Genomic DNA, 26,518 nt, shown 5'->3' with positions numbered 1-26,518 from the left:
TTTTCTCTTTACTTTTTATCAGGTTTCGATACAATGAACCTATAGTGAGTAGCAAAAGTGAGGTGTAGCTAATATGGAAATGGAACATATCAATGAGAACACCATTCGTGTATTGATCAAAAGTGAAGACTTAGCTGCGAGAGGCATCACTTTTCTTGACCTTCTAGGAAATCACAATGAAATTGAAAACTTCTTTTACAGTATTCTTGAAGAAGTTGATATTGACGAAGAATTTAAGGGCAGTGAAGCTGTAACTTTCCAAGTCTTGCCTAAAGGCGATGGGTTAGAATTGTTTATTAGCAAAAATCTTCCACCAGAAGGAATGGAAAATTTTGATGAGATGAACGATGAAGCGAATGAAGACATTACCGACATGTTGAAAAAGCATGTGGCGGCTCAATTACAAGAGTCGGAGCAAGCAGAAGACATCGGCAATCGTTTTGTATTCGAGTTGTTGCGATTCGAAGATATGATTCAATTGGCATCCGAAGTATATTTGGATTCCGTTGCAACCAATCTTTACCAAATGGGTAACCATTATTATATTGAAATTCGATTCATGGATGCAGAGGTTATTGATATTGAAGTGGAAAATGCACTTTCTTATTTGATGGAATTTGCCCAACGGACATCAGTGACGCCAGAGGTTTTATCTGAATATGGTCAGTTGATCATGGAAAACGATGCACTTGAATTGACTCGTTTCTACTTCAAGAATGATTAATGAATGAAATTCATTTCCAGCCAAGAACATGTTGCTAATGTTCTTGGCTTTTTCAATTGTGTTTGATGAAAATGGCGTATCTTTTATTGAGGTGAGTTAGATGCTGAAAGCATTGAACCAAAGAAAAGAAGTCATTGCAGCGAAAGGGAGAAAGAAAGCATCAGGTCCTTTTTATTGTCCAGGGTGTCACCAAGAAGTGACTTTGCGGCAAGGAACAAAACGACAGCCCCACTTTGCCCATCAAGCAACTGCTGATTGTCAGACTTACAGCGAAGGGGAGACGAAGGAACACTTGGAAGCCAAACAACTATTGTTTGAATGGTTTCAAGATACAGGGATTGAGATCGAAGCCTTTTTGCCTAAACTCCAACAGCGTCCTGACCTTTGTTATAAGAATATCGCCATTGAAGTACAGTGTTCTTCCCTCAAGTTTTCACGATTTCTTGAAAGAACCAGCACGTATTTAGCAAACGGCTATCGACCATGGTGGATCTTAGGGGAGAAATTGCATCCGAAACGCCAATGGTCACTTTTGGCAAAAGCCTGCTGTAGTTATCAGGCAACTGGTTTTTGTTTGTGGCTGATTGATACGCAAAATCAATCCTTAATGAAGTTAGATCAAATCAACTGGCACTATCAAGAAGGAGTCAGCAGTCAACAAAGCGATGCTCGAAAAGGGGCGCCTTACCATAAAGAAACTCTTCGCCCTTTGTGCAAAGGACAAAGATCAAACCATCACCGTCCTCCTGAATGGCTTGCTGCAGACTATCAGGTCTGGTTGATACAAAAACTGCGAAAGAACTTGCCAAAAATCCGTGTGATCCAAGAAATATTGTATCCGTTAAAAGGCAATGTCTCCCAGCTGCCTATGTGGTGCTATTGTAAAAGCAGCTTTGGCATTTTATTTGAGCATCGAATATTGGTTTTTCGCTTTCTTTATTTAAGTGACTGTCCACTTCGTTTTGATCAATGGGTAGCACGGCTGCGGCAGCTGGATTGGCAATGGCAGTTCCCGTTACTGGATCAACGGGAAATTTTGCGCGGGCTCTTTCAAGAATGCCAATATTTAGAAAATTCGGTTTCTTTTTAAGCCAATGATTTGGTTTCACTGAAAAGTATGATAAGATATTTTTAACCAATGAACAAGGAGTGAAGGGAATGTCAGAAACAAAACAATTACCAGCACGTGAATCGATTCCAGTCGAAAAAACGTGGGACTTAACGAAAATCTATGCCGATGATGCGGCTTTTGACATAGAATTTCAAGAGATCCAAGCACAAGTCAAAGAAGCAAGTCGTTACCAAGGCACTTTAGCCGATGGGCCGCAAGCCTTCTTATCCGCATTAGAATTTGTTTTAGCGCTTTCTCGTCGTTTAGAGAAACTCTATGTATACAGTCATTTGAAAAACGATCAAGATACTGCCAATACGACGTATCAAGGCTTGTATGCAAAAGCAAGTAACTTGGTTGCGCAAGTAAGTGAAGCCGTTGCTTGGTTTGATCCTGAGCTATTGACAATGTCTGATGAAACGATTTGGAGCTATTTCGATCAAGAGCCGAAACTAGCTGTTTATCGTCATATGATCGAAAAAACCATCAACGAACGTCCACATGTCTTGCCAGCGGAGCAAGAAGCGTTATTAGCTGGTGCTGGCGAAATTTTTGGGGCACCTGGCAACATTTTTTCTGTTTTAAACAATGCTGATTTGGATTTTCCAGTAGTTGAAGATGAAAGCGGGGAAAAAGTGCAGTTATCTCATGGTGTATACGGTGAGTTGATGGAAAGCACGGATCGGTCTGTCCGTGAAGCAGCCTTTAAAGGTCTTTATGGTGTCTATGAGCAATTCCGCAATACCTTTGCCCAAACATTAAGCACCAATATCAAAGCCCATAACTTTAAAGCAAAAGCCCGCAAATTTGATTCGGCACGGCAAGCCGCTTTGAGTGCCAACCACATTCCTGAAAGTGTCTACGATACATTAGTGGATGTCGTCAATCAGCACCTGCCATTGTTGCATCGTTACATGGCATTAAGAAAACGCCTGTTGGCTGTCGATACGTTGCATATGTATGATGTTTATACGCCGATTTTAGGGGAAGCACCCATTCGATATACCTATGAAGAAGCGGTCGGAAAAGCGAAAGAAGCGTTAAAACCATTAGGTGAAGAATACCTTGCGGTGGTTGAAGAAGCCTTCAGCAATCGGTGGATCGATGTCGTTGAAAACAAAGGCAAACGCAGTGGCGCGTATTCTTCTGGTGCCTATGATACGCTGCCATATATCCTGATGAACTGGAATGATCGATTGGATCAACTCTTTACTCTTGTTCATGAAATGGGACACAGTGTGCATAGTTACTTCACACGTAACAACCAGCCTTATGCTTATGGGGATTATTCGATTTTCTTAGCAGAAATCGCTTCAACCACCAATGAAAATATTTTGACAGAGTATATGCTGCAGACTGAAACAGATCCACGGGTCAAAGCTTATGTCTTGAATCATTTTCTTGATGGCTTCAAAGGAACGATTTTCCGTCAAACGCAATTTGCCGAGTTTGAACACTTCATGCACGTGGAAGATGCGAAAGGAACGCCGTTGACCAGTGAGTTCTTAAGCGAGAACTATGCCGAGTTAAATGCAAAATACTACGGACCTTCTGTTGAAAAAGATCCTGAGATTCGTCTTGAGTGGTCACGCATTCCGCATTTCTATTACAATTACTATGTTTACCAGTATTCAACCGGATTTTCGGCAGCTTCTGCTTTAGCGAAGAAAATCTTAGCAGGTGAACCAGATGCCTTAACCAACTATTTGAACTATTTGAAAGCTGGACGCAGTGATTATCCAATCGAAGTCATGAAAAAAGCGGGCGTCGATATGACAAAAGCAGACTATATTGAAGACGCGATGAAAGTATTTGAGCAACGCTTGAATGAATTGGAAGAACTCGTCAAAGAAATTGAAGCATAATTGAAAAGCGAACCAATCCGTAAAGGATTGGTTTGTTTTTTGTTTGTCCACAATAAAAAACGCTGCGCAGCGAGCCAAACACAAGATCATCGTTTGGCTCGCTGCGCAGCGTCGCTATTGAATAGGGTTTCATAAAAGAATCAACCCGCGATCAATTTCATGAATAGTGGAAAGTTTTGGTGCTTTCAAAGACTGAGCTTTTTGCAAAAATGTATCGAGTTCTGTTGCTGTACCACAGACGAGCGGAAGACTTCTCAGTTCCTCTGATCCTTCTAAAAGGACCCCATATTCTTCTTCACTTGAAAAATCATACACCACAGCAGAGGGTGTGATCGTGATGCCCATATCTTTGGCTACACGCTGATCGGTGGCAAAGTTCTTTTTCACTAGCTCAGAGGATCGATCTTCTAGGAACATCTCTAAATCACCATTCGTTTCAGAAAATAATTCTTTCACTAAGGCATCGCTATATTCTTGTCTTTCGATCCCTATCCGTTGTTGCAGTTTCAACAAGAAATCCCGCGCAATTTTTTTCCCTTGCAACTGAGCGGCCTTATAGTCCAGTGATGCAGCATAGATTTGGTTGGTCTGTTCATTTCGCAAGACCAAATCCGTCTTATTCATGGACAAATAGTCCATTGAGACACCTACGGAAAACAAGTTAACGAAAGGTAGGATCTGCAAATGGATTTTTTTGCGGCTGGTGTTTAATTTATTGAGAATCTCTTTTTCGATATCATAACAAATAGGCCCAATCGGATTAATAAATAAAAACAGTTCGATCATTTGAATCTCTCCCCAATTAAGATTCTTTTATACCTTGAAAAACAAAATAAGTATGTTTTATTAAATATAGCAAAAAAACGCGAAAAAAGTAAGCAAAAGGACAGCTTACTATGATTTTTCTTCAACGGCTCGGATGATCTTGTTTTTCGCTGGTCGGTAAGGAACGCCAAAGAGACGTAACAAGGAGTGAAAGGCATCTTTCCCTTTAATCGGTTCGTTGACTTCTAACTCCAACTCATAATCATGCTGTTGACCATACCAGCTTTCATCTAACGCGAGCAATCCTTCTTCAATCGGAAATTCCGCCCGTTTCGTTTTTAATGCTGCGATCATACGTAACGTGTCAGGCTCGATACCTGCCGCTCTTAGGCGCTGAGCAACGATACCCGTAGGTAGAATTTTTTCTGAAGCAATCAATGAAGCTGCGGACGTTTTCGTCAAAGGATCAGTCGTCTCTAATAACCCGTGCTCAATGGGGGTTTTTAGCGTTAATTCCGCATTGGTAGCAGTCGTGCGAATACGCAAGCCAAAGTGCTTTTCCCGCAGCTTATGATCTACCGTATCAAAATAGTAATTGGTTTGTATCTTAAATGCTTCTTCTGACAAATTGTAATAAGCAAGCAGCTGGTGGTATTCTTTTTCCGTCAACATCGTCTTGTATTCGATCTCTACTTGTTCGCCCATCGTTTCTCACTCTCTTTCTATTGCAACCATAGTGTACGCTGTTTCAGCTATTCCGTCAAAGAAACCAAACAAAGAAAAGCGGAGATGTTGGGGGAGAGACAAAAAATCTTTTGTTTCTGCTCTTCTGTTCATTCAGTTTTATTCCAAGAGTATGGTAGAATAAGAGGTATGTTATGAACAGAATCGAGGGAGAAGAATGATTCGAGATTGGGAAGAATTCTTAGCGCCTTATGAACAGGCGGTTTCAGAATTAAAAGTAAAATTAAGAGGCATACGAAAACAATATCGGGAACAAAACAAGCATGTTCCCATTGAATTTGTCACTGGGCGGGTCAAGCCAGTGGATAGCATTTTAACGAAAAGTAAATTACGTGGGATTGCTTTGGATCGGCTTGAAGAAGAGATGTCTGATATCGCTGGCTTGCGAATCATGTGTCAATTTGTGGAAGACATTCACCAAGTCGTTGAACTCTTACGAACACGCAAAGACATGAAAGTGATCATTGAACGGGACTATATCACCAATAAAAAAGCCAGTGGCTACCGTTCGTATCATCTAGTGATCGAATATCCCGTTCAACTGATCGACGGGGAAAAAATTATTTTAGCTGAGATTCAAATCCGGACACTAGCGATGAATTTTTGGGCAACGATCGAACATTCACTAAACTACAAATACCAAGGGGAATTTCCCGCTGAAATCAGTGAACGACTGCGTCGGTCGGCAGAAGCCGCCTATCAGCTAGATGAAGAAATGTCCAATATCCGTGAAGAGATCCAAGAGGCACAACGGTTATTTTCACATGGGAAAGGCAAGCGAGGCGGACATGATCAGAACCCGTTGCCAAAGGGGGAAACGGAATGAAAGGTATCCGCGTGGCAATCGTCCATAATCAAGAAAGCAAGTCGGTAGAAGTGACAAAGCGTTTAACTACGCTTTTAGAACAATCTGAAAATAAGATCGATCAAGACAATCCTGAATTAGTGATTTCTGTTGGGGGAGATGGCACGCTCCTTTCTGCTTTTCACTTGTACAATCATAAGTTGGACCAAGTACAGTTTTTAGGCGTCCATACGGGTCATCTCGGCTTTTACACGGACTGGCGAGATTATGAATTGGAAGAACTAGTCGAGTCATTATGCAATGACCATCAAAAAAGCGTCAGCTATCCGTTATTAGATGTCCGTATCACGTATGCGAATGGAAAATCAGACAAGCATTTCCTAGCATTGAATGAATCAACGATCAAGCGTGGCAATCGCACGATGGTTGCCGATATTTCTATTAAAGAAGACCTCTTTGAAAAGTTTCGCGGCGATGGCTTATCGATCTCAACGCCCACCGGCTCCACTGCTTATAACAAGAGTGTTGGTGGGGCAGTCTTGCACCCAAGTATCAATGCCTTTCAATTGGCAGAAATTGCTTCGTTGAACAATCGTGTCTTTCGGACCCTTGGTTCGCCGATCGTCGTGGGACACCATGAATGGGTCAAAGTACAACTGCAGCAAAGCACCGACTATTTAGTGACGATCGATCAGTTTACCATCGAACAAGAAGAAATCGATGCTATCTATTACCGTATTGCCGATGAACGGATTCATTTTGCGTCTTATCGGCATATGCATTTTTGGAATCGGGTCAAAGATTCCTTTATTGGAGAAGAATAAACCCATGGAATTTACGTATCACTATACTGGACAAGGACAGCAAGTCAAATACTTTTTGAAGGAACAAGGGGTGTCCAAAGGACTATTAGCAAAAATCAAGTTTCAAGGCGGAAAGATATTTGTCAACGATCACGAGCAAAACGTCTTGTTTTCTTTGGCGCAAAATGATAGGGTAACTATTGTAATTCCTCCTGAAGGGGAACATGAGACGATGCTGGCTGACCCGACACCGATTGAGATCGTGTATGAAGATGCCCATCTGTTAGTCGTGAATAAGCCAGCAGGCATCTCATCGATCCCTGCGCAATATCATCCGACTGGCACGATGGCCAATCGCGTCAAGGCCTACTATCAAGCGCAGCACTATGAAGATCAAGTGATTCATGTAGTCACGCGGTTAGACCGTGACACATCAGGACTGATGCTTTTTGCAAAACATGGGTTTGCCCATGCGAAGCTGGATAGCCAGTTGCGAAAGAAGCAGGTCGTAAAAAAATATCAAGCCCTCGTTGCTGGTGAACTGCCCGCACTTTCTGCCCATGGTGAGATTGAGCTGCCGATTGCTAGAGACCTGACGTCACTATTGAAACGCAAGGTCAGTGACGAAGGAAAAGAAGCACGGACGGAGTATTGGCTAAAACAACGCAATTCAGATTGCGCTTTAGTTGATATTCAGTTACACACAGGCAGGACGCATCAAATAAGGGTCCATTTTTCTGCAATCGGTTGTCCTTTATTAGGAGACGAGATGTATGGCGGTACAATGGCTCTTGGGATCAAACGACAAGCATTACACTGCTGTCAGCTGCAATTTCAGCATCCCTTTACGAATGAACCGTTGGCTTTTAAGCTGCCCTTACCAGCAGACATGGCCGCTGTTTGCTCAGCCATGGATAGGCAATAACAAATGAGGTGAAGAGATTGGATGAAAATCAAGAATTAACTGAACGGTTTGATCAACTGAATCAAGCATTAAAAGACAATGATATCCAGGGATTTCGTGAGGCGTTCTTGGATCTGCATATCTACGAGCAGGGTCAGTTCTACCAATCTCTAGAAGCAGCCGATCGACAAATCGTCTATACGTATCTTTCCCCGAAAGAATTGGCAGACATGTTTGACGTCATTGAAGAAGATGATGAACACATGGTGGACTATCTTTCAGAGATGCGCCCTGCCTATGCGGCTGATATGTTGGCGCAAATGTATACCGATAATGCGGTTGACCTGCTGAATACTCTGGATAAAAAACAAACAGCAAAATATTTGAGTTTGATGACCGCTGAAGCTGCTAGCGAAATCAAAGAGCTGCTGCATTATGAAGATGAAACTGCTGGATCGCTGATGACTACCGAGTTTGTTTCCATTGTTGCCAACCAAACGGTTCGTTCAGCGATGTATGTCTTAAAAAATGCCGCAGATGTTGCCGAGACGATTTACTATATTTACGTCGTGGATACTGATAATAAGCTTGTGGGCGTTATTTCTTTAAGAGACTTGATCATCAATGATGAAGATACCATGATCGCTGATATTTTGAACGAGCGGGTGATGTCGGTCCATGTTGGAGATGACCAAGAGGATGTCGCTCAGACCTTCCGAGATTATGACTTTCTCGCATTGCCAGTCACCGATTATGACGATCACCTATTAGGGATCGTGACCGTCGATGATATCATCGACGTTATCGATGATGAAGCAGCCAGTGACTACTCTGGTTTGGCAGGGGTCAATGTGGAAGAAGTCAGTGAGAACCCGATCAAAGCGTCTTCGAGACGCTTGCCTTGGCTTATCACCTTACTCTTTCTCGGAATGGCCACCGCCAGTCTGATCAGTCATTATGAAGAGTTGGTCAGCGAAGCAAGTATTCTCGCTGTCTTTATCTCACTGATCACTGGGACCGCCGGTAATGCTGGTACCCAATCCTTAGCCGTAGCCGTTCGTCGTCTGGCGATCAATGACGACAAAGAAAACAGCTTTATGAAGACGGTGGTAGGTGAAGTGCTGACGGGACTGTTCACAGGTGCCATCACGGGGTTGACGATTTTTGCTATCGTAGCTGTCTGGAAACAAAATCCGATTCTAGGGTTTGTGATTGGGATGGCGATGATGTGTGCCATCACAGTAGCCAACTTAGCGGGAAGTTTGATCCCGATGCTGATGGACAAGCTGGGTTTTGATCCAGCAGTGGCAAGTGGTCCGTTTATCACGACCCTTAGCGATTTGACCAGTGTTTTGATCTACTTCAACATTGCCAGTCTTTTTATGAACTATTTTATTCAATGAACAAAAAAGAGCAAGCCGATGATTCTTCATTCAAAGGAAGATCATCGGCTTGCTCTTTAATTTTTTGGTTTTGGCAATACCCCAGAAGGAGAGACACCATAAAGTTTTTTAAAAGACTTGCTAAAGTGATAAGCATCCTGATAGCCCACAGCAGAGGCGACTTCTTTGATCGTGAGGTTTTCATTTTTTAACATGTCTTTGGCACGCTTTAAGCGAATCTCAATCAAGTAGTTGATAGGACTGACACCCGTCGCCTCTTTAAAAATCTTTGAAAGGTACGTCGGGCTGAGAAATTGATCCTGTGCAAGCTTCTCTAACGTGATTTCTTCTTTGTAATGATTTTCCAAGTAATAGACCGTATAGTTGACGATCTGTTGTTGTCGTCGTTGGCTTTTGGAAAGGTAAGGCACGACATTGATATGGTCTTCATTTAGTCCACGTAAAATGTAGACGAGCATCTCCATCAAAACAGCCTTTTGCATCAATTGAAACTCATCCCGCTCTTCACTGCTTTCTCTCACCAACTGCCAGGCTTTTTCCAAAACTTGATGATGGTATTTGCCTAGCTCCAACAAGGGGTGTTTGTTCGGGAAAAAATTCCGTTTAAAGCCTTCCAAAGAAATATTTTTCAAACCAATATGCAGCTGATGGGAGCGAGTGCCCTTAGGCTGCAATTCGCAGTGATCGATGCCAGGATTGAAAAGCATGACGCTGCCAGCACGGATTTTTTTCGCTGGTTCTTTTTCAAAATAATAGGTACTTTCTCCTTCTAACAAGACGCTGATTTCTAAAAAGTCATGATGGTGCATTTCGCCATGACTTTCTGATTGTGTCCATGGGTCAAAGAGATAGATGATTTCTGGATTAAACGTGCGAGGGTTAACTAAATTCATGGCTGATTCACTCCAATTGGGTGCTTATTTCCTGTAAAAAAAGGGAATGGTACTTCTTACTAATATTTTACATCAAAATGAGTAAGAAAAACCATTCAAATCGCTTTTCAAAACGCTAAGCTTAACAACGAGAGGGGGAATTAGATGAGTAATACACAATGGATCTGGCGCTATGCCAAAAAGAACCGGGGAAAAATCATATTGGCAGTCCTGTTTTTAGTGATCAATGCAGCGCTGATCATTGTTAATCCGTACTTGGGAGGAATGGTGATCGATGATGTCATCAATCAGCAAAAAACGCACTTATTGATTCCATTATTGTTGATCATGATCGCAACGACCGTCATTCGTACCATTGTCCGCTACAGTTATCAAATTTTATTTGAACGGGTCGGGCAAAATACGCTATACGATTTACGGGAAGATTTGTATCAGAAGCTGCAAGAATTGGATTTCGACTTTTTCAATCACACTCGTGTGGGAGATATTATGGCACGGATGACTGGTGATACCGATGCCATTCGCCACTTTGTTTCTTGGGTGACCTACAATATCGCTGAATGTATCTTGTGGTTCTTTTCAGCGGTGGTGGTTATGAGCTTTATTGATTGGAAATTGATGTTGGCGCTGGTGGCTGTCACACCGATCATATTTCTGTTGACCAATCGCATGTCTAAGAAAGCACACCCGTTGTTTTTTGACATTCGTGAGAGCTTTTCGCGCTTGAATTCAATGGTGGAAGAAAATATTGGCGGCAATCGAGTGGTGAAAGCTTTTGCTCGTGAAAATTTTGAGATTGAAAAATTTCGCTCTTACAACGAAGATTTTAAGACCCGCAATATGGCATCTGCCAAAGTATCCCGTACCTATCTGCCATGGCTTGATGGCTTAGCAGGAAGTTTGTCAGTCATTGCCTTGATTTTGGGTGGGATCTTCGTCATCAACGGCGAGATGACATTAGGGGATCTTGTTGCGTTTAATGGCTATCTTTGGATGTTGAATAATCCTATGCGTATGAGTGGTTGGTTGATCAACGACGTTCAGCGATTTTCTGCAGCCTGTATCAAAATTCGGCAAATGTTGGCGCAAGAATCGAAAATTCCTGTTCATCAACAAGAAAAATTAGAGCCAATCAAAGGATTTGTAGAGTTTAAAGATGTTTCCTTCCACTTTTCGGATGATCCGAATCAAAATGTGTTGGAAAACATCAACTTCAAAATTGGCCCTGGCCAAACGTTAGGGATCTTAGGGGAAACCGGTTCAGGGAAAACGACGTTAGTGAATTTAGTTGGACGCTTTTATGATCCGACTGAAGGGGAAGTATTGATTGATGGAAAAAACGCCAAAGAGTATCCCGTGCGTCAAATGCGGGAAAACATTTCAATGGTGATGCAAGATGTCTTCTTGTTTTCCAATACTATCTCCGACAACATTGCTTTTGGAAATCCTTTAGCTGATGAAGGCTTTATTCGGCAAATGGCGGTAGTCGCTGATGCAGATACCTTTATTTCTCGGATGCCTCAAGGCTATGAAACGATCGTGGGCGAGCGAGGTGTAGGGCTTTCTGGCGGACAAAAACAACGGATCTCCCTAGCACGGGCCTTAGCCAAAGATCCATCGATCTTGATTTTGGATGATACGACGTCTGCCGTCGATATGGAGACAGAATCGAAGATCCAACAGGAGCTGACAAAATTAACAGGAGAGAAAACGACGTTTATCATTGCGCATCGGATCTCCTCTGTTCGAGAAGCCGATCAGATTCTGATGATGGAAAAAGGACGAGTCGTTGAACAAGGGACCCATGAAGAACTTGTCAGTCTGCGGGGCAAATACTACGAAGTGTATCAAAAACAATTAGGCTTGTCAGGAGGTGAAGACGATGGCGAGAAATAAATTTGATGTGGATGAGGAATTAGACCAGGAGTTTAGCTGGAAGGATTTCAAACGCTTGTCACAATATGTCGTTCCTTATAAAAGAAGTATTGCGAAAGTACTATTTACGATCATTCTGGCAAACTTAGCAGGAATGTTGGCGCCCGTGTTTACAAAGATCGCGATCGATTCATCGATTCCTGAGAAAAATGTCAACCAATTGCTGCTTCTAGGAGCTGCCTTTCTAGTGACCTTGATCGTTATCGGCGTCTGCATGCGTTACCGTATCTACCATATCACGAATATTGGTCAAGACGTATTGAAGGATATGCGCTTTGATATTTTTGAACATCTGCAGCGACTGCCTTTTTCTTATTTTGATACAAGGCCCCACGGCAAGATCTTGATTCGCATCGTAAACTATATCAATACACTGAGTGACCTATTGAGCAACGGCCTGATCAATTTGATCTCGGATGTTTTCAACGTCATCATCACCTTGATCTTTATGTTTGCGATCGACTTCAAATTGACCTTGTATTCCCTTGCGTTGCTGCCAATTTTGTTCATCATGGTGATGGTGATCAAGAATAACCAGCGCAAAGCTTATCAGGTGTTGAGTAATAAACAATCCAATCTAAATGCTTACATTCATGAAAGTATTGCTGGTATCAAGATTACTCAATCCTTTGCGCGAGAAGAAGAAAATGCTGAGATCTTCCAAGAAGTCAGCAATGATTACCGGACTTCATGGATGAAAGCTGTCAAAATTCAGTTTCTGATGTGGCCAGGGGTGCAAAACATTTCAGTCATTACGACTTGTTTGATTTATTTTGTCGGCATTCGTCAGATCGGTGTCGATGTCAGCACAGGTACTCTGATCGCTTTTATCAGTTATATCAATAATTTCTGGAATCCAGTCATCAATATCGGGAATTTTTATAATTCTTTGATTACAGCAACAGCCTATCTTGAACGGATTTTTGAAACGATGGATGAAGTCCCAGATATCGAAGACAAACCTGATGCAAAAGTATTACCGACGATGAAAGGGACCGTTGATTTTGAACACGTGACCTTCCGATACGAAGAAGGCAAAAACATTCTTTCTGATGTTAACTTCCACATTGAACCTGGGGAAAGTATTGCTTTGGTTGGTCCTACTGGTGCAGGGAAAACCACGATCATCAACTTGCTGAGCCGTTTTTATGATGTCAATGAAGGCAGTGTTAAAGTGGATGGGATGGACGTTCGTGACGTGACGCTGGAATCGCTGCGCTCACAAATGGGTGTCATGCTGCAAGATACCTTTATTTTCTCAGGAACGATCATAGAGAATATTCGCTATGGAAAATTAGATGCGACAGAAGAAGAGATCATCGAAGCAGCGAAGATCGTCCGTGCCCACGACTTTATCACGGAGTTGAAAGACGGCTATCAAACCGTCGTCGAAGAACGAGGAAGTACTTTATCTGCAGGGCAACGGCAACTGATTTCCTTTGCCCGAGCGTTGTTGGCTGATCCAAAAATTTTGATCTTAGATGAAGCGACCTCAAGTATCGATACGAAGACAGAAGAATTGCTGCAAGAAGGATTGTTGAAGCTGTTAGAAGGCAGAACCTCATTTATCATCGCTCACCGATTATCCACGATCAAAAATTCTGATCGAATCTTTTACGTGGCAGGGGGGACGATCGCTGAATCGGGTAACCATGATCAGCTAATGGCACAAAAAGGCTTGTATCACCATTTGTATCAATCACAATACGACTTATTGCAAGCCATCTAAAAGAATCCCCACAAACGATAGAAGCGCATCGTTTGTGGGGATTTCTTTGTGTCCTTCAAGCTCAATCGTTAAGGTCAACGATTCTGGTTCCATGAACTTCTTTTACACCTAGTGTATCGGCAACTTCTTGGGCATTTTCAAAGGAAATGCCACCGCCAGGTAAAATCGTTAAACGCTCACCAGCATAGGCGATCAATTCTTTCAGACGATCGAAATTTGCTTCGATTGGAGTGCCTGCAGCACCACCATGGGTCAAAATCCGCTGTACCCCATGCTCAGCTAACCAATCGATCGCCTTGAATTGGCGCGCTGCAGGAATCGCGTCGAACGCCATGTGAAAAGTAACCTGCAAGCCTTCTGCGGTTTCTAACAGTAGCTCCAATGCTTCTTCGTCCAACCAGCCGCTAGGTGTTAAGCAACCTAGAACAACGCCGTCTGTTCCTAATTTTTTTGCTTCGATCAAGTCGGTATGCATGATTTTCAATTCTGTATCATTGTAAACAAAATCACCGCCCCGAGGTCGAATGATCGTCATAACGGGTATTCCTTTTTCGCCAGCATATTGCAGAACTTCTTCTTGCACGCCGGTACTTGGTGTTGTTCCGCCGACTGCTAAATTATCACAGAGTTCGATGCGCTTTGCACCTCGGGCGATCGCTAAGGGAATATTGGTATAGTTTTCTGCACAAAATTCTTTTAACATGATTTACCTCCATTTGATGGGTGTTCAATTGATTTGTTATTCTATCCACTAGCATTCTACCACAAGAATATGCTAAAGTAGAGCAGAGATGAGGGAAGTTGAATGTTAAAAAAAATCGATCGCGGGCGCCTATTTTTAAACGCCCATTATCACTTGTTTGAATGTCCATTGTGCCGCCAAGCATTTTTCCCGACCGAAAATGGCTTGGTTTGTCCAAATCGTCATCGATTTGACTTATCAAAGAAAGGCACACTTTTCTTTTTGGATCATCAAGTCAAAGCAGATTATGATCAAGCACTGTTTTTGCCGCGTCAACGAATGATCGCTAGCGGCATGTATGCACCAGTCCTTGAGACCATCAAAGCAGCTTTGGGAGATGCTAAGTATCTTTTAGATGTTGGCTGCGGGGAAGGCAGTTTTCTGGCTCAGCTGGTCAATGAAAAGACTCAGGCGGCTGTCGGCTTTGATATTGCCAAGGACGGAGTCTATCTAGCAACCAATCAAAACGTACCAGCTTTTTGGTGTGTGGCGGATCTGACCAACCTGCCGTTTGCTGAAGCGAGCTTTGATACGATTTTCAATCTATTTTCGCCGTCAAATTATGGGGAGTTTAACCGCATTCTAAGAAAAGGCGGACAGCTGATCAAAGTGGTTCCTGCGGCGGACTATTTAAAAGAACTACGAGCCGCTTTTTATCCTGATAACGAAACAAAACAGCAGTATTCGAATGAACGGGTCGTTAGCAAATTTTTTGAACACTATCCCAACGCATCCCGTCAAAGAGTGACGCATGTTTTTGCGATCCCTGAAGAAAATCGTCAAGATTTACTTGCCATGTCCCCGTTAGAGTGGGGGGCTTCGGAGGAACGCAAAGAAAAGCTGCGACAAACCCCTTTGACACAGATTACGGTTGATGTTGAGGTGTTGATTGCGAAAATTTCCTGAAAATATTTTGAACTTTTTTGTTATTTACTCTTGCAATCATGCCATGGGAGTGATATATTGTTCTCAAGTCATTTTTCATTGGTTTTTATCAGGTTCCTGTTCTGATAAAAGTTAGTGAAAAGAGCTTCACTAACGTAACGACTCGCAGTGATCGACACCGAGTTGGTACGTTTTTTTTTATGCCCAAAAAAGCGCCCAAAAAATGTTGTTTCTAGAAAAACAAGCGTGCCAAAATATGGTACTATAGAAGTTATTGAAGTAGTTACTGAGCATGCAATGGAAAACGTAACGTTTAACGACACAAATCAATGCGAGAACCGATCGGCAGTAACCGATCGAAAGGAGTTTTTATCTATGAATCACATCGTTCTTTTTGAACCTCAGATCCCAGCCAATACGGGGAATATTGCACGGACGTGTGCAGCAACAAATACTCATTTACACTTAATCGAGCCTTTAGGCTTTTCAACGGATGACAAGCAATTGAAGCGTGCTGGGCTTGATTATTGGCACGATGTCAATATTACCTATCATAAAGATTTAGCTGCTTTTATGGACTTTTTAGGAGCGCGTCCGTTGTACCTGATCTCGAAATTTGCCAATCGCGTGTATTCTGATGTCGATTACACCGCAGATGACGATCAGTTCTTCATTTTTGGGAAAGAAACGACGGGGCTTCCAGAAAGTTTTATGCGTGAGCATGCCGAAAAATGCTTGCGGATCCCTATGAATGATGAGCACGTTCGTTCCCTTAATTTATCAAATACGGCGGCCTTGATCATTTATGAAGTTTTGCGGCAGCAAGGATTTCCGCAGTTGGAATTGACGCATCATTATGAGAACGACAAATTAGACTAAGAAGCGAGGCTTTTTCGATGCAATTATACTTTACCCGTCACGGAAAAACAGAGTGGAACCAAGCACGCCGCTTTCAAGGAATGCTGGGCGATTCGCCGTTATTGCCAGAAAGTTATGATGAGATCAAATTACTCGGTGATTATCTGGCAGCTATTCCTTTTGAGAAGATTTACTCAAGTACATCTTTGCGAGCAAAAGTGACTGCTCAAGAGATCCAAGCAAGACTCCAACACCCTGTTGAAATCATTTATAATGAGAACCTGCGAGAAATCGGACTCGGTGAATTGGAAGGTCGGTCCATCGATGAAATGCATGAGAAGTATCCCCAACAGCTGACTGAATTGCGTAATCACCTGGATCAATACGATCCCAGTGCCTTTAAAGGTGAGCCGATCCAAGAAACATTGAGCCGAATCGAGACCGTCGTCATGGATGCGGTGATGCAGCATGAAGGCCCATTATTGTTCGTCGGTCATGGAGCATCCTTTACGGCTGCTATACAGTGGCTTGCAGGCAAACCATTAGCCGAATTAAGAGAGCAAGGTGGATTAGTCAATAACAGCGTTAGCTTATTAGAGACGAATGAACAAAAAGTATTGCCTTTTGAACTAAAAGTTTGGAATGAAGCAAGCTTTTTAAGCAATCAGGCAGGATTAGACGCTTTATTGTAAACCATGAAAGGAGCGGCACCATGATTCCAGAAAGAACGTTTTTTGTCGGCCATGTTGCCGCCATCTTTTTCCAGAATCCCAGCAATTTTTATAAAGTACTATTAGTTAAAGTCACTGAGAATAATGCCGACTACAAAGACTCGGAGATCGTCGTTACTGGTAGTTTCGGCGAAATCCAAGAAGAGGAAAAGTATCGTTTTTTTGGTGAGCTGGTCAATCATCCCAAGTATGGTGTCCAGTTGAAGGCCGAAAGCTACCAACAAGAACAACCAACCTCTGAACAAGGGTTGATCGCCTATCTTTCTGGAGAAAAATTTCCCGGGATCGGCAAGAAGACCGCTGAAAAAATCGTTGATCTTTTAGGAGAAGAAGCGATCGACCGGATGCTGGAAGAACCAACATTGTTGGAGCAGATTCCAGGATTGAATGAAAGTAAGCAAAAAATGATTTTAGATACCGTTCGGCAAAATCATGGGATGGATCAAGTGATCGTTGGCTTGAGCCGTTATGGTTTTGGTAGTCAGCTTTCTTTTGCAATCTACCAAGCCTACAAAAATGAAGCATTAGCAATTATCGAAGAAAATCCTTACCAGCTGGTGGAAGACATTGAAGGCATTGGCTTTAAACGCGCAGATGGCATCGCTGAGCAGCTAGGGATCGAAGCTTCGTCACCGCAACGGTTTCGAGCAGCAGTCTTGCATCAGATCTTTGCCCAATCCCTGCAGACGGGTAATACCTTTATCCATGCCCAGGACTTGTTAGAGCAGACACTGCGTTTATTAGAGACGAGTCGACCTATTGAGATCGCGCCAGACGACCTGGCATCAACGATCATTCAATTAGTGGAAGAAGGAAAAATCCAGCAAGAAGAAACTCGTTTATATGAAAACAGTTTGTACTTTTCTGAGTGGGGAATCGCTAGTTCCATCGAACGCTTGCTTTCACGCAAAAAAGAGATCGTGTATCCTGAGAAAAAAATCAGCAAAACGCTGCGAAAAATTGAGAAGCATTTAGGCATCACCTATGGGTCTTCGCAAGAAGAAGCAATCAAAGAAGCCATTCGTTCGCCATTGTTTATTTTGACAGGAGGACCTGGTACTGGGAAAACGACGGTGATCAATGGGATCGTACAATTGTTTGCTGAATTGAACGATTTGGACTTAGAACCATCAAAATACAGCGACGAAACCTTTCCGATTCTCTTGGCAGCACCGACTGGTCGAGCCGCCAAACGAATGAACGAAACGACTGGCTTGCCAAGTGGTACGATCCATCGTTTGTTAGGCTTGAACGGACGTGAAAAAGCGCCATCGATCAGTCCAAAAGAATTAGAAGGCGGCTTACTGATCGTCGATGAGATGTCTATGGTGGATACATGGCTGGCGAATACCCTCTTTAAGTCGATTCCTACGAATATGCAAGTGATTTTTGTGGGGGATAAAGATCAGCTTCCTTCTGTGGGACCAGGGCAAGTCCTTCATGACTTGCTAGCGATCGATGCGATCCCGAAACAAGAATTGACGGAAATCTATCGTCAAGGCGATGGGTCAAGTATTATTCCACTCGCCCATGCCATAAAAAATGGGCAGCTGCCTGCTGATTTTACACAAAACCAAAAAGATCGTTCTTTCTTTGCGTGTGATGCTTACAAAATCGAACCGTTGATCGCTCAAATCGTGAAACGGGCAAAAGACAAAGGCTACACGCCGCAAGATATTCAAGTGTTGGCACCGATGTATCGTGGGGCAGCGGGTATCGATGCCCTTAATAAAATGATGCAAGAGATTTTTAACCCCAATGATGGGACCAAAAAAGAGGTGACCTTCAATGATACGGTGTATCGTATCGGCGATAAGGTCTTGCAGTTGGTAAACTCTCCTGAAGATAACGTGTTTAATGGCGATATGGGGCAAATCGTTGGGATCACTCTAGCCAAACAGTCGGAAGACAAGATCGACGAGCTGGTCATTCAATTTGATGCCAACGAAGTAACCTATAAGCGGAATGAATGGAACAAGATCACGTTATCCTACTGTTGTTCGATCCATAAATCTCAAGGCAGTGAATTTCAAATGGTCATTTTGCCGATGGTTCATCAATACCAACGCATGCTGCAGCGCAATTTGCTATATACTGCTGTGACCCGCAGCAAAGAGATGCTGATTTTACTTGGTGAACCACAAGCGTACCAAACTTGTGTCAACCACGAATCTGCGACTCGTTTAACGACGCTGAAAGAACGCATCAATGGCACAGAAAAAATGACGCCGTTGCAACGAGCAAAATTGGCCCAATTTGAAGAAGCGGATGATCCATTTTATGATGATTCCTCTGTTGACACGAAAGTAAAAACGTCTTCGACGAAGATAAAGGAGCAATCCAGCACTGAAGTTACTGCTAACAAGCAAGCGGTAGAAAAGACCTCAGATAGTGGGCTTGATTTGTTTGCTTTTGCCGAGACGGAGCCGTCAGCATCAAATCAGACAGAAACGGCAAAGCCTCTGTCAGGGGATAAGGTTCTAAGTGAAGGGACCACGGGGGAAGAAGCACTCATCGAAGAAACGCCAAACGATGGTGTATTGACTTTAACGATGGTCAAAAAGCATTTAGTGGATCCAATGATTGGCATGAAGGATTGTTCTCCATACGACTTTATGCCCACAAAAAATGGATGATTCAAAGATGAGAAAATCCTAAAAAAGGGTCGTTAGTGAGCGCTTTCTTTTGGTTTTTTAGCTTCTTATGCTAAGCTAAAATCAAAAGGAGGCGTTACGTTATGGCGAAAGAAACCGAAGATAAATTAGCAAAATTAGCAAAAGAATCTGGCAACGACTTTAAAAAGTTAGATGAGATGGAAAAAGAATTCAAATTGGATGAAAGTCCTGAGTCAGAACGAGGTGATCGGGAAGAATCTGGCTTAGAAAAAACGTTAGATAAGGCACCGATTTTTCCGCCTAACACACCGAATAATCCAACGAATCCTGGCAGTCCTGGAAATCCATAGCTTGTCCACCAAAAAACTACGACAGTCGGATATTCGAATAGAAAACAAAAAGCCTGAAGAATGCAGCTTCGCATTCTTCAGGCTTTTTTGCAATCGATGAGGTTTACTTTAAATGCTGATAATAATAGATCGCTAATTGCGTGCGATCCCGCAACTCCAGCTTTTCTAGTAATTGACTGATGTAATTACGAATGGTTCCATCACTCAAATACAAGGCATCAGCGATTTCTTTATTGTTTTTACCCGCTGCTACTTCTTTGATGATTGCAAGTTCACGTTCGCTAAAAGATGCTTGATTATCTATCGCTGGTTGGTTCTTCATCATTTGCGTGAAGGTCTCGACGATCTCATTCCCAAACACGACTTGCCCATTGTATGCGGCTTTGACAGAAGGGATGATCGCTTGCAGGTTCTGTTTGATCAAATATCCTTTGACACCGATAGAAAAGGCTTCACGAATGTATTCTTGATCTTTGAAGGTGGTCAAAAGCAAGAGGATCGCTTGCGGAAATTTAGCCAGTATTTCTTTGGCAGCAGCGATCCCAGTTTGTTCCGGCATACGGATGTCGGTCAACAAAACGTCAGGACGATGGGCTTCGTAAAGAGCAATGGCGTCTTTGGCACAATGACCGATACCCAACACCTGAATCTCTTCTGTGCTTTCAAGAATGGTTTGTAACGAGGTCGTCACAAACGGGTCATCATCAATAATAACTACAGTAATCATTGGTGTTCCTCCTTTGGTAAAATGATCGTCAACTGAAAGCGTTGGTTTTCTTGCAAAATATGAACTTGACCTTGCAGCTCCTGGACCCGTTGACGCATCGTTTTCAGACCGATTCCGCTGTTTGCAGTTTGGGGTGAATTGACGTCCTCGTTGGTGATTTGCAAACGGTAAAAGGCGGGCAGCGTTCGAAAATGCACGACAACGGTTTTGGCATGACTGTGTTTGATGCTGTTGGTCAAGGCTTCTTTGATGACCATTAAGAAACAGTTTTGCTGTGCTTCGCTCAATCCTTCAAACAAGTTTCCTTCAATCGTTACGGAAGAGGGAAAATCAGCAATCAGAAACTCTATGGCTTGCGGAAAAGAAATCGATGTTTCATGGAGATCATGAACGCTTTGCCGAATGCGATCCATCCCAGTGTGAACCGTTGCACTCAAATTTGCTAACGGCACATTTAATTTCGGCTCTTGATTGATCATTTCAAGCGCACCAATTTGTAAAATGGCACTCGAAAGTAGATGGCCGACATTGTCATGGATATCTCGCGCGATTCGATTTCGTTCTTCCGCGATTTGTAAGGCTAATTTTGTCTCTTGTGACAGGGCTAATGCTTTGTTTTGTTCCGATAACTGCTGCTGCTTTTCCCAATGGGTATCTTTTGAAGCAATATATTTTTTCTCAAGATCGATCATTCGCTGCTCTTTTTTTCGTAAATAAAAAGCGAAAAGCAGTAGCAGGATGATAAAGGCGAGCTCAGTGGGTGAATGGTTGCCAACCGTCGAAATCAACAAAAAACCTAATAGGAATAAACCATCATCTTGTCTTTCTTTTGGAGCGATCACTCGCATCATTGCGGGCAAAAAGAGGGCAAGCGCTGGCCAAAAGGCACATAGCAGCAACAGAATAACTTGAAAAAACCAGCTTGGTTTCTTAGGCAGCAAATAACTGACGCCAGTAAATAAAACAGCGATCAGCAGATAGATGACTTGCACAGCAACAAATCCTTGGTTTACCAATAAGAACAATGAGATAGCGAGGAAAAAGCCCGCTTCGGTGAGTGGTCGATAGTTCGTCATAGGAGACTCCTTCATTGTGACAAATGTCATGGTTGGTTTAGCCAATCGTCACTAGTTTCTTTCCTTGAACTTTATTATAGTCAGATTAACAAGAAATTTGGAAGGAGTTTTTCATCATGATTATCGAAATTGATAAATTAGTAAAACGCTATGGTGATTTTGTGGCATTGAACCATTTTGATCTGCAAGTTCAAGAAGGAGAAGTTTTAGGATTATTGGGACCAAACGGAAGCGGAAAATCCACCGCCATCAACTGTATGCTCTCTTTGTTAAATTATGACAAAGGCACCATTAAACTGTTTGGATCAATCATGACGCCGGAAAATTATGCCGTCAAGGCAATGATTGGCGTCGTTCCTCAAGATGTTGCCGTCTTTGAAGAACTTAGTGTGCAAGAAAATATCGATTACTTTTGCGGTTTATATGTTGCTGACAAACAGAAACGCCAAGCCTTGATCGAAGAAGTGATTCAATTAGTGGGATTGGAAAATTTTGTGACGTTTCACCCAGGCGAGCTCAGCGGTGGGTTGAAGCGACGATTGAATATCGCCTGCGGGATCGCTCATAAGCCGCGCTTGATCTTTTTAGATGAACCCACGGTAGCGGTCGATCCTCAAAGTCGGAACAAAATTTTAGAAAGTATCAAAGAACTGAATCGTCAAGGAGCGACGATTGTTTATACGACCCATTACATGGAAGAGGTGGAGATTCTTTGTGACCAGATCGTGATTATGGATCAAGGACAGGTGATTGCTAAAGGAACCAAGGAATCTCTAAAAGATATGGTACGGACAGCGGATCGTTTGACCATCGATATCCCCTTACTACCTGAGCCTGTATTGACAACGATTCAGCAAACCATTGCTTCTGATGGGATCGCCTATAAAAACGGTCAGCTTGAAGTAACAACGACGGAGCTGAATACAGTTTTATTACCGATTCTGACGCTCTTACAAGCAGAGCATATCACTTATGGAAAAATTGCAACCAAAGAAGCCACCTTGAATGATGTCTTTTTAGAGATCACGGGCAAGGAATTGAGAGACTAAAGGAGGGAATCACAATGTTTTGGCATTTTTATAAATACCGCACAAAAGTATTGCTGCGAAATAAATCCATGCTGTTTTGGACGTTGGCGTTTCCTATCCTCTTAGGTCTAATGTTTATGGCTGCCTTCGGGGAGATCGATCAAGCGGGCAATCTAGAAACGATCACAACGGGGATCGTAAAGACTGGAGATCAAACAGCGCTTTCGGAAAATTTTTCCACCGTCCTTGAACAAGTAAAAATCAATGAAAAACCATTATTTGAACTCGAGGAATTACAAGAGGCAGAGGCAGCTGAGAAGCTGACTGCCGGTGATTTAGCTGGGTATTATCTGATTGATGATGAAACCATTTCTCTGCATGTGGGCCAAGCGGGCATGAGCCAGTCGTTGATGAAAAATGTAATGGATCAATTCTTACAACGCACAGCAATCATTGCTAGTAAAGCGGCAGAACTTGAGAGCCTTGATCTGGCACCAATTCTATCGGCTTTTGAGCAGGAAGCGACTTTTCAAGAAGTGAGTGCTGATCGTGACATGAGTTTCAAAAGTTTCTATTTCTTTACGTTGATCGGGATGGCGATCCTCTACGGGACGATGTGGGGTGTCCGCAATGTCCAGGATCAGCAAGCCAATCAATCCGCGAATGGTATTCGGCTTTCCTTGATACCAAGGAAACGGACATTGGTTTCAAGTGCGAATTTAGCGGCGAGTTTTACGATTGTGTTAGTAGAAGTCTACATTATTTTAGCGGTGTTTCGTTTTGTCTATCAAGTGGACTTTGGCGATCGTTGGCAATGGTTACTGCTGGTTGCCGCATTAGGATCATTGTGTGCGATTTTGCTAGGGACATTGATTGGGAATCTGACACCAAAAATGAATTTGGTGCAAAAGGACGGAATTTTGATTTCCGTGACGATGGCAATGAGCTTTTTTGCCGGGATGATGGGCTCGGAACAAATCAAGTATTGGCTTGATCTGCATGTGCCACTGTTGGGGCAAGTGAATCTCGTCAATTTGATCAGTGAAAGCCTGTATCAATTGTACTACTATACAGATTTGACTAGCTTTTATACCAATCTTCTATGGCTGACTGGCTTTATCGTCCTATTTGCCATCGGGAATGCTTGGATCGAAAGAGGGGTGCGCTATGACGCTTTATAAAACGATTTGGACTTTGCTTAAAGCAAATAAGTCGAACTTACTGATTGGGGTATTGATCACTGTTGTTGTCACATTCTTTTATGCACAAAGCATCGATGTCGAAAACACCTCTTTGCAAGAGGCAAAAATTGCTTTGATCAGTGAGGAGGAGTCGCCTGTCGTGGATGGTCTCCGAACCTATTTAAAAGAAAAGCAAACCTTGGTCACGTTGGATGGCACCTCGCAAAAAGAAATTGATGATGCGCTTTATTTTAATCGTGTAAACATCGTCTTGCATGTGCCAGCAGATTTCACTCATCAAGTTGAGGCAGGCAAGATGCCGACGATCGAGATTCAAAGTCGACCCGATGCCTTTTCTAAAACAGTCGTCACTCAGCAAGTGAACACTTTTTTACAAACAGCCCTTTTGTTTCAGGAGGAAGGCAAAACCGTCGCAGCGGCAATAGAACAAGCGCAATCTGCATTGGCGGTCACAGGGGATGTGAAGCTGAGTGCAGAGTATGGGCAGCGAATGAAAAAAACTGTTGACTGGCATGACCTTTAACTTATTGTCTTATGGGCTCTTTCTCTCGGTATTTAGCGGGTTTGGTGTGATCAACTTGGCATTCAATCGCAAAGAAATCAGCAAGCGAAACCAGAGTGCACCACTTCCGAAGCGTGTATTGCAGCGGAAAATCCTTCTAAGTTTGATCAGCTACTCGCTACTCTTGACCTTCGGCTTTCTACTACTGATGGTGTTATTAGTGATTCGCACGTCTTGGGATACAGCAGCCTGGTACCACATTTTAAATACGTTCTTGTTTTTATTGCCAGTTATCAGCTTTTCAGCTTGTGTCACTTCCCTGGTGAAAAACTCAGAAGCAATCGGTGGGATCAGCAATATCTTCATAACAGGAAGTTGTTTTGTCGGTGGTGTCTTTGTATCCGCGAATTTCCTGCCAGATATCGTCAATAAAATTGCAGCGTTTACGCCAACCTATTGGTTTGTACAAAACAATACATTGATCAGTGAAACCCTCACTTATAATCAAGCGTTCACAGAATCTTTTTGGTTCAATGGCTTCGTACTAGTTGCTTTTGCTGCCGTATTTTCGATGCTCCAATTTATTTTGGGAAGAGAAGGAAGCCGTCGTTGGCAATACCACTCGGCGAAAAATTAATGATCGAACGTATAGAAAAACGATACAAATCAGCAGCGATTTGTATCGTTTTTTTATGGGCACCAGAATAATTGTGAAGCCGTGGTAAAGGTAATATCAAAGGGGCGTTGCCCCATTTCCTCGCCATCTTCTTGTCCATGTTGAGGAACGGTGGAGATGATTCTCAGCTTCGAAGTGGAAAGATGGTGAAAGTAACGTGAATTCATGTGTTTCTTTCGCATCAGTAAGCCGATCAGCCAAAAAATCTTAAAAAGCGACACACGTTCGACAAGAACGAAATCAAACTTTTTCTCTTTGACTGAAGCAGTTGGGGCAATCGCCACACCGCCGCCAAAGTAAGGATGATTGGTCGTGGTACATAAAAAAGCTTTTTTGTAACTGAACTGCTGCCCATTGCACTCAACTAAGATCGGGAAGCCTTTTTGGCGAAACAAAACCCGAATAATCGCAGCGATATAGGAAAAGGAGCCAAGATTAAACTTATTTAGATTGCTTTTTGCCATAGAGTGATTGGTGGTATAGACGATTGCCGCATCAAGACCAATTCCGACATTGTTAAGAGCAATGCCATTTTCTTCTTGGATCTGCTCCTCATAACGGATAATGGTCAATTCTTGAGGTTTAGTAGTACCAGCAATTTTCCAAAATGCTTTTTCTGGTTCCCGCGGCAACTCAATACTCCGAGCAAAATCATTTCCTGAACCAGCAGGGATATAGGCAACGGGGATTTGTTGTTGTTCAAGTTGTAACTCTGATACTACTTGGTGCAACGTTCCATCACCGCCGATAACCACCAATAATGGATAAAGCATCTCGCCGTTTTCTAAATAGACCTCATCCCAAGGAATGAGGCGTTCTTTTAAGAGTTTTCGTGTGATCGTTCGTTCATCACCTGGAGACTTTGTTACATAGACTTGATGGGGGAAACGATGTTTTTTTACGATTTTTTGCACACGTTCCACCGCTTTTTTTCCTCGTCCACTGCCTGAGGCAGGGTTCACGAGGAAGTGATAATAATAGTTCATTTTATGAATAGCTCCATATCGTTTTTTCGTTCAATGCGATTAATTATAGCATGTTTCGACAGAAGGAGGGGGGACGATGCCTGAAAAAAAGAGCAAAAAAATAGATTCGACGATTGTGCTTTCTAGGTTCTCAAAGGTTCTTATGTCCACTTTGATCCTCAGGTAACGATGCCCATCGCCGAATCCTATTCAATTAGTAAGGAGTAACTCAAATTCCCACATCCTTTGTCTTTTATTCTAAGTTGACAACAATTCTTTTCTTGCAGAACCTGCTTCGTCTGCTTTACTGGGAATCCTTGCTCCTTACACTTACAGTATAGCAGGTTTTCCTATTTTAGCAATCGCTTACAATGTTTACTTTGTGCTTTTTAAAGAATTTTAAACTTTCTAAATGAAAGGTAAAGAAAATAGCAACTTCCTCTTTTCGCACCAAATTCGGAAGCTGTCGTCCAAGTGTTC

The 26,518-nt window shown here is 42.7% G+C and carries 23 protein-coding genes and 1 pseudogene; 17 read left to right on the top strand and 7 right to left on the bottom strand.

The features are described 5' to 3' along the window. Positions 1 to 73: 73 nt before the first annotated feature. The 3 genes from IGI77_RS11095 (at position 74) to pepF (ending at position 3,700) form a co-directional block, all read left to right on the top strand. Complete coding sequence (locus IGI77_RS11095; protein ID WP_431383351.1) at positions 74 to 724, top strand: adaptor protein MecA; 651 nt, start codon at positions 74 to 76, stop codon at positions 722 to 724. Positions 725 to 824: 100 nt separating this feature from the next. Next, positions 825 to 1,814, top strand: coding sequence for a competence protein CoiA (locus tag IGI77_RS11090; protein ID WP_275854632.1), 990 nt, complete (start codon positions 825 to 827; stop codon positions 1,812 to 1,814). Positions 1,815 to 1,882: 68 nt separating this feature from the next. Continuing rightward, complete coding sequence (gene pepF, locus IGI77_RS11085) at positions 1,883 to 3,700, top strand: oligoendopeptidase F (protein WP_438770048.1); 1,818 nt, start codon at positions 1,883 to 1,885, stop codon at positions 3,698 to 3,700. A gap of 129 nt (positions 3,701 to 3,829) precedes the next feature. On the opposite strand, the gene IGI77_RS11080 is transcribed toward pepF, so the two are convergent. Together IGI77_RS11080 and IGI77_RS11075 are read right to left on the bottom strand one after the other, a co-directional pair. Continuing rightward, complete coding sequence (locus tag IGI77_RS11080; RefSeq protein ID WP_005229705.1) at positions 3,830 to 4,486, bottom strand: ClpXP adapter SpxH family protein; 657 nt, start codon at positions 4,484 to 4,486, stop codon at positions 3,830 to 3,832. 108 nt (positions 4,487 to 4,594) lie between these two features. Beyond that, entirely contained in the window at positions 4,595 to 5,170 is a 576-nt protein-coding gene (locus tag IGI77_RS11075) for a CYTH domain-containing protein (protein ID WP_284591597.1), read from the bottom strand. Positions 5,171 to 5,366: 196 nt separating this feature from the next. On the opposite strand from IGI77_RS11075, the gene IGI77_RS11070 reads away from it, so the two are divergent. Genes IGI77_RS11070 through mgtE form a run of 4 tightly spaced genes read left to right on the top strand, consistent with a single transcriptional unit; the run spans position 5,367 to position 9,124 of the window. Then, positions 5,367 to 6,035, top strand: a complete 669-nt coding sequence (locus IGI77_RS11070) for a GTP pyrophosphokinase (protein WP_005229708.1) — start codon at positions 5,367 to 5,369, stop codon at positions 6,033 to 6,035. A 5-nt stretch (positions 6,036 to 6,040) separates the two neighbouring features. Beyond that, a complete protein-coding gene (locus tag IGI77_RS11065; protein WP_026008090.1) occupies positions 6,041 to 6,838 on the top strand; it encodes an NAD kinase in 798 nt (265 codons plus the stop codon). 4 nt (positions 6,839 to 6,842) lie between these two features. Further along, positions 6,843 to 7,742: an RluA family pseudouridine synthase gene (locus IGI77_RS11060; protein WP_074932946.1), complete on the top strand. Its 900-nt coding sequence runs from the start codon at positions 6,843 to 6,845 to the stop codon at positions 7,740 to 7,742. A 17-nt stretch (positions 7,743 to 7,759) separates the two neighbouring features. Then, positions 7,760 to 9,124, top strand: coding sequence for a magnesium transporter (gene mgtE, locus IGI77_RS11055; RefSeq protein WP_010749430.1), 1,365 nt, complete (start codon positions 7,760 to 7,762; stop codon positions 9,122 to 9,124). A gap of 56 nt (positions 9,125 to 9,180) precedes the next feature. Here the strand turns inward: mgtE and IGI77_RS11050 are convergent, their stop codons facing one another. After that, a complete protein-coding gene (locus IGI77_RS11050; RefSeq protein WP_128489306.1) occupies positions 9,181 to 10,017 on the bottom strand; it encodes an AraC family transcriptional regulator in 837 nt (278 codons plus the stop codon). Positions 10,018 to 10,161: 144 nt separating this feature from the next. Between IGI77_RS11050 and IGI77_RS11045 the strand changes: the two genes are divergently transcribed. Together IGI77_RS11045 and IGI77_RS11040 are read left to right on the top strand one after the other, a co-directional pair. Further along, positions 10,162 to 11,913 carry an ABC transporter ATP-binding protein gene (locus IGI77_RS11045; protein ID WP_010749432.1) on the top strand — a complete coding sequence of 584 codons (1,752 nt, stop codon included), beginning with the start codon at positions 10,162 to 10,164 and terminating at the stop codon, positions 11,911 to 11,913. Then, positions 11,900 to 13,681, top strand: coding sequence for an ABC transporter ATP-binding protein (locus IGI77_RS11040; protein ID WP_016610838.1), 1,782 nt, complete (start codon positions 11,900 to 11,902; stop codon positions 13,679 to 13,681). The genes IGI77_RS11045 and IGI77_RS11040 overlap by 14 nt, the downstream gene beginning before the upstream one ends. Before the next feature lie 61 nt (positions 13,682 to 13,742). Here the strand turns inward: IGI77_RS11040 and IGI77_RS11035 are convergent, their stop codons facing one another. Next, on the bottom strand, positions 13,743 to 14,384 hold the full coding sequence (locus IGI77_RS11035) for a copper homeostasis protein CutC (RefSeq protein WP_015509972.1): 642 nt from the start codon (positions 14,382 to 14,384) through the stop codon (positions 13,743 to 13,745). Between the two features lie 102 nt (positions 14,385 to 14,486). Between IGI77_RS11035 and IGI77_RS11030 the strand changes: the two genes are divergently transcribed. From IGI77_RS11030 to IGI77_RS11010, 5 genes are all read left to right on the top strand, one after another. Next, positions 14,487 to 15,329 carry a methyltransferase domain-containing protein gene (locus IGI77_RS11030; protein WP_438770044.1) on the top strand — a complete coding sequence of 281 codons (843 nt, stop codon included), beginning with the start codon at positions 14,487 to 14,489 and terminating at the stop codon, positions 15,327 to 15,329. A 354-nt stretch (positions 15,330 to 15,683) separates the two neighbouring features. Next, on the top strand, positions 15,684 to 16,187 hold the full coding sequence (gene trmL / locus IGI77_RS11025) for a tRNA (uridine(34)/cytosine(34)/5-carboxymethylaminomethyluridine(34)-2'-O)-methyltransferase TrmL (protein ID WP_015509970.1): 504 nt from the start codon (positions 15,684 to 15,686) through the stop codon (positions 16,185 to 16,187). A gap of 17 nt (positions 16,188 to 16,204) precedes the next feature. Continuing rightward, positions 16,205 to 16,858: a histidine phosphatase family protein gene (locus IGI77_RS11020; RefSeq protein WP_438770042.1), complete on the top strand. Its 654-nt coding sequence runs from the start codon at positions 16,205 to 16,207 to the stop codon at positions 16,856 to 16,858. 20 nt (positions 16,859 to 16,878) lie between these two features. Then, a complete protein-coding gene (gene recD2, locus IGI77_RS11015) occupies positions 16,879 to 19,533 on the top strand; it encodes an SF1B family DNA helicase RecD2 (RefSeq protein WP_016610842.1) in 2,655 nt (884 codons plus the stop codon). Positions 19,534 to 19,634: 101 nt separating this feature from the next. Beyond that, on the top strand, positions 19,635 to 19,862 hold the full coding sequence (locus IGI77_RS11010; protein ID WP_005229738.1) for a hypothetical protein: 228 nt from the start codon (positions 19,635 to 19,637) through the stop codon (positions 19,860 to 19,862). Positions 19,863 to 19,965: 103 nt separating this feature from the next. Here the strand turns inward: IGI77_RS11010 and IGI77_RS11005 are convergent, their stop codons facing one another. Then, positions 19,966 to 20,589 carry a response regulator transcription factor gene (locus IGI77_RS11005; protein WP_010749438.1) on the bottom strand — a complete coding sequence of 208 codons (624 nt, stop codon included), beginning with the start codon at positions 20,587 to 20,589 and terminating at the stop codon, positions 19,966 to 19,968. Next, positions 20,586 to 21,695, bottom strand: coding sequence for a sensor histidine kinase (locus IGI77_RS11000; protein WP_370447897.1), 1,110 nt, complete (start codon positions 21,693 to 21,695; stop codon positions 20,586 to 20,588). Before IGI77_RS11000 ends, IGI77_RS11005 begins: the two co-directional genes overlap by 4 nt. Positions 21,696 to 21,781: 86 nt before the next feature. Between IGI77_RS11000 and IGI77_RS10995 the strand changes: the two genes are divergently transcribed. The 3 genes and pseudogenes from IGI77_RS10995 to IGI77_RS10985 all read left to right on the top strand — a co-directional run bounded on the left by IGI77_RS10995 (position 21,782) and on the right by IGI77_RS10985 (position 25,034). Beyond that, positions 21,782 to 22,714: an ABC transporter ATP-binding protein gene (locus tag IGI77_RS10995; protein ID WP_015509966.1), complete on the top strand. Its 933-nt coding sequence runs from the start codon at positions 21,782 to 21,784 to the stop codon at positions 22,712 to 22,714. Between the two features lie 14 nt (positions 22,715 to 22,728). Then, complete coding sequence (locus IGI77_RS10990; protein ID WP_438770040.1) at positions 22,729 to 23,874, top strand: ABC transporter permease; 1,146 nt, start codon at positions 22,729 to 22,731, stop codon at positions 23,872 to 23,874. Continuing rightward, positions 23,861 to 25,034, top strand: a pseudogene (locus IGI77_RS10985) (ABC transporter permease). Before IGI77_RS10990 ends, IGI77_RS10985 begins: the two are co-directional and overlap by 14 nt. A 53-nt stretch (positions 25,035 to 25,087) precedes the next feature. On the opposite strand, the gene IGI77_RS10980 reads toward IGI77_RS10985, so the two are convergent. Continuing rightward, positions 25,088 to 26,059 carry a diacylglycerol/lipid kinase family protein gene (locus tag IGI77_RS10980; protein WP_284591604.1) on the bottom strand — a complete coding sequence of 324 codons (972 nt, stop codon included), beginning with the start codon at positions 26,057 to 26,059 and terminating at the stop codon, positions 25,088 to 25,090. Positions 26,060 to 26,518: the final 459 nt, after the last annotated feature.

The organism is Enterococcus sp. DIV0213h (assembly GCF_051711285.1).
Classification (GTDB): domain Bacteria; phylum Bacillota; class Bacilli; order Lactobacillales; family Enterococcaceae; genus Enterococcus_D; species Enterococcus_D casseliflavus.
Note: the sequence above shows the minus strand (reverse complement) of the source record. Positions and strands in the feature narration are given on the sequence as shown.

Coding starts and splice junctions, on each gene's coding strand:
- IGI77_RS11045 (WP_010749432.1), top strand. CDS start 10,162: ATGAGTAATACACAATGGATCTGGCGCTATGCCAAAAAGAACCGGGGA.
- IGI77_RS10990 (WP_438770040.1), top strand. CDS start 22,729: ATGTTTTGGCATTTTTATAAATACCGCACAAAAGTATTGCTGCGAAAT.
- IGI77_RS11040 (WP_016610838.1), top strand. CDS start 11,900: ATGGCGAGAAATAAATTTGATGTGGATGAGGAATTAGACCAGGAGTTT.
- IGI77_RS11075 (WP_284591597.1), bottom strand. CDS start 5,170: ATGGGCGAACAAGTAGAGATCGAATACAAGACGATGTTGACGGAAAAA.
- IGI77_RS11050 (WP_128489306.1), bottom strand. CDS start 10,017: ATGAATTTAGTTAACCCTCGCACGTTTAATCCAGAAATCATCTATCTC.
- IGI77_RS11070 (WP_005229708.1), top strand. CDS start 5,367: ATGATTCGAGATTGGGAAGAATTCTTAGCGCCTTATGAACAGGCGGTT.
- IGI77_RS11090 (WP_275854632.1), top strand. CDS start 825: ATGCTGAAAGCATTGAACCAAAGAAAAGAAGTCATTGCAGCGAAAGGG.
- trmL (WP_015509970.1), top strand. CDS start 15,684: ATGAATCACATCGTTCTTTTTGAACCTCAGATCCCAGCCAATACGGGG.
- IGI77_RS10995 (WP_015509966.1), top strand. CDS start 21,782: ATGATTATCGAAATTGATAAATTAGTAAAACGCTATGGTGATTTTGTG.
- pepF (WP_438770048.1), top strand. CDS start 1,883: ATGTCAGAAACAAAACAATTACCAGCACGTGAATCGATTCCAGTCGAA.
- IGI77_RS11035 (WP_015509972.1), bottom strand. CDS start 14,384: ATGTTAAAAGAATTTTGTGCAGAAAACTATACCAATATTCCCTTAGCG.
- IGI77_RS11060 (WP_074932946.1), top strand. CDS start 6,843: ATGGAATTTACGTATCACTATACTGGACAAGGACAGCAAGTCAAATAC.
- IGI77_RS11010 (WP_005229738.1), top strand. CDS start 19,635: ATGGCGAAAGAAACCGAAGATAAATTAGCAAAATTAGCAAAAGAATCT.
- IGI77_RS11000 (WP_370447897.1), bottom strand. CDS start 21,695: ATGACATTTGTCACAATGAAGGAGTCTCCTATGACGAACTATCGACCA.
- IGI77_RS11020 (WP_438770042.1), top strand. CDS start 16,205: ATGCAATTATACTTTACCCGTCACGGAAAAACAGAGTGGAACCAAGCA.
- IGI77_RS10980 (WP_284591604.1), bottom strand. CDS start 26,059: ATGAACTATTATTATCACTTCCTCGTGAACCCTGCCTCAGGCAGTGGA.
- IGI77_RS11095 (WP_431383351.1), top strand. CDS start 74: ATGGAAATGGAACATATCAATGAGAACACCATTCGTGTATTGATCAAA.
- IGI77_RS11080 (WP_005229705.1), bottom strand. CDS start 4,486: ATGATCGAACTGTTTTTATTTATTAATCCGATTGGGCCTATTTGTTAT.
- IGI77_RS11005 (WP_010749438.1), bottom strand. CDS start 20,589: ATGATTACTGTAGTTATTATTGATGATGACCCGTTTGTGACGACCTCG.
- IGI77_RS11030 (WP_438770044.1), top strand. CDS start 14,487: ATGTTAAAAAAAATCGATCGCGGGCGCCTATTTTTAAACGCCCATTAT.
- recD2 (WP_016610842.1), top strand. CDS start 16,879: ATGATTCCAGAAAGAACGTTTTTTGTCGGCCATGTTGCCGCCATCTTT.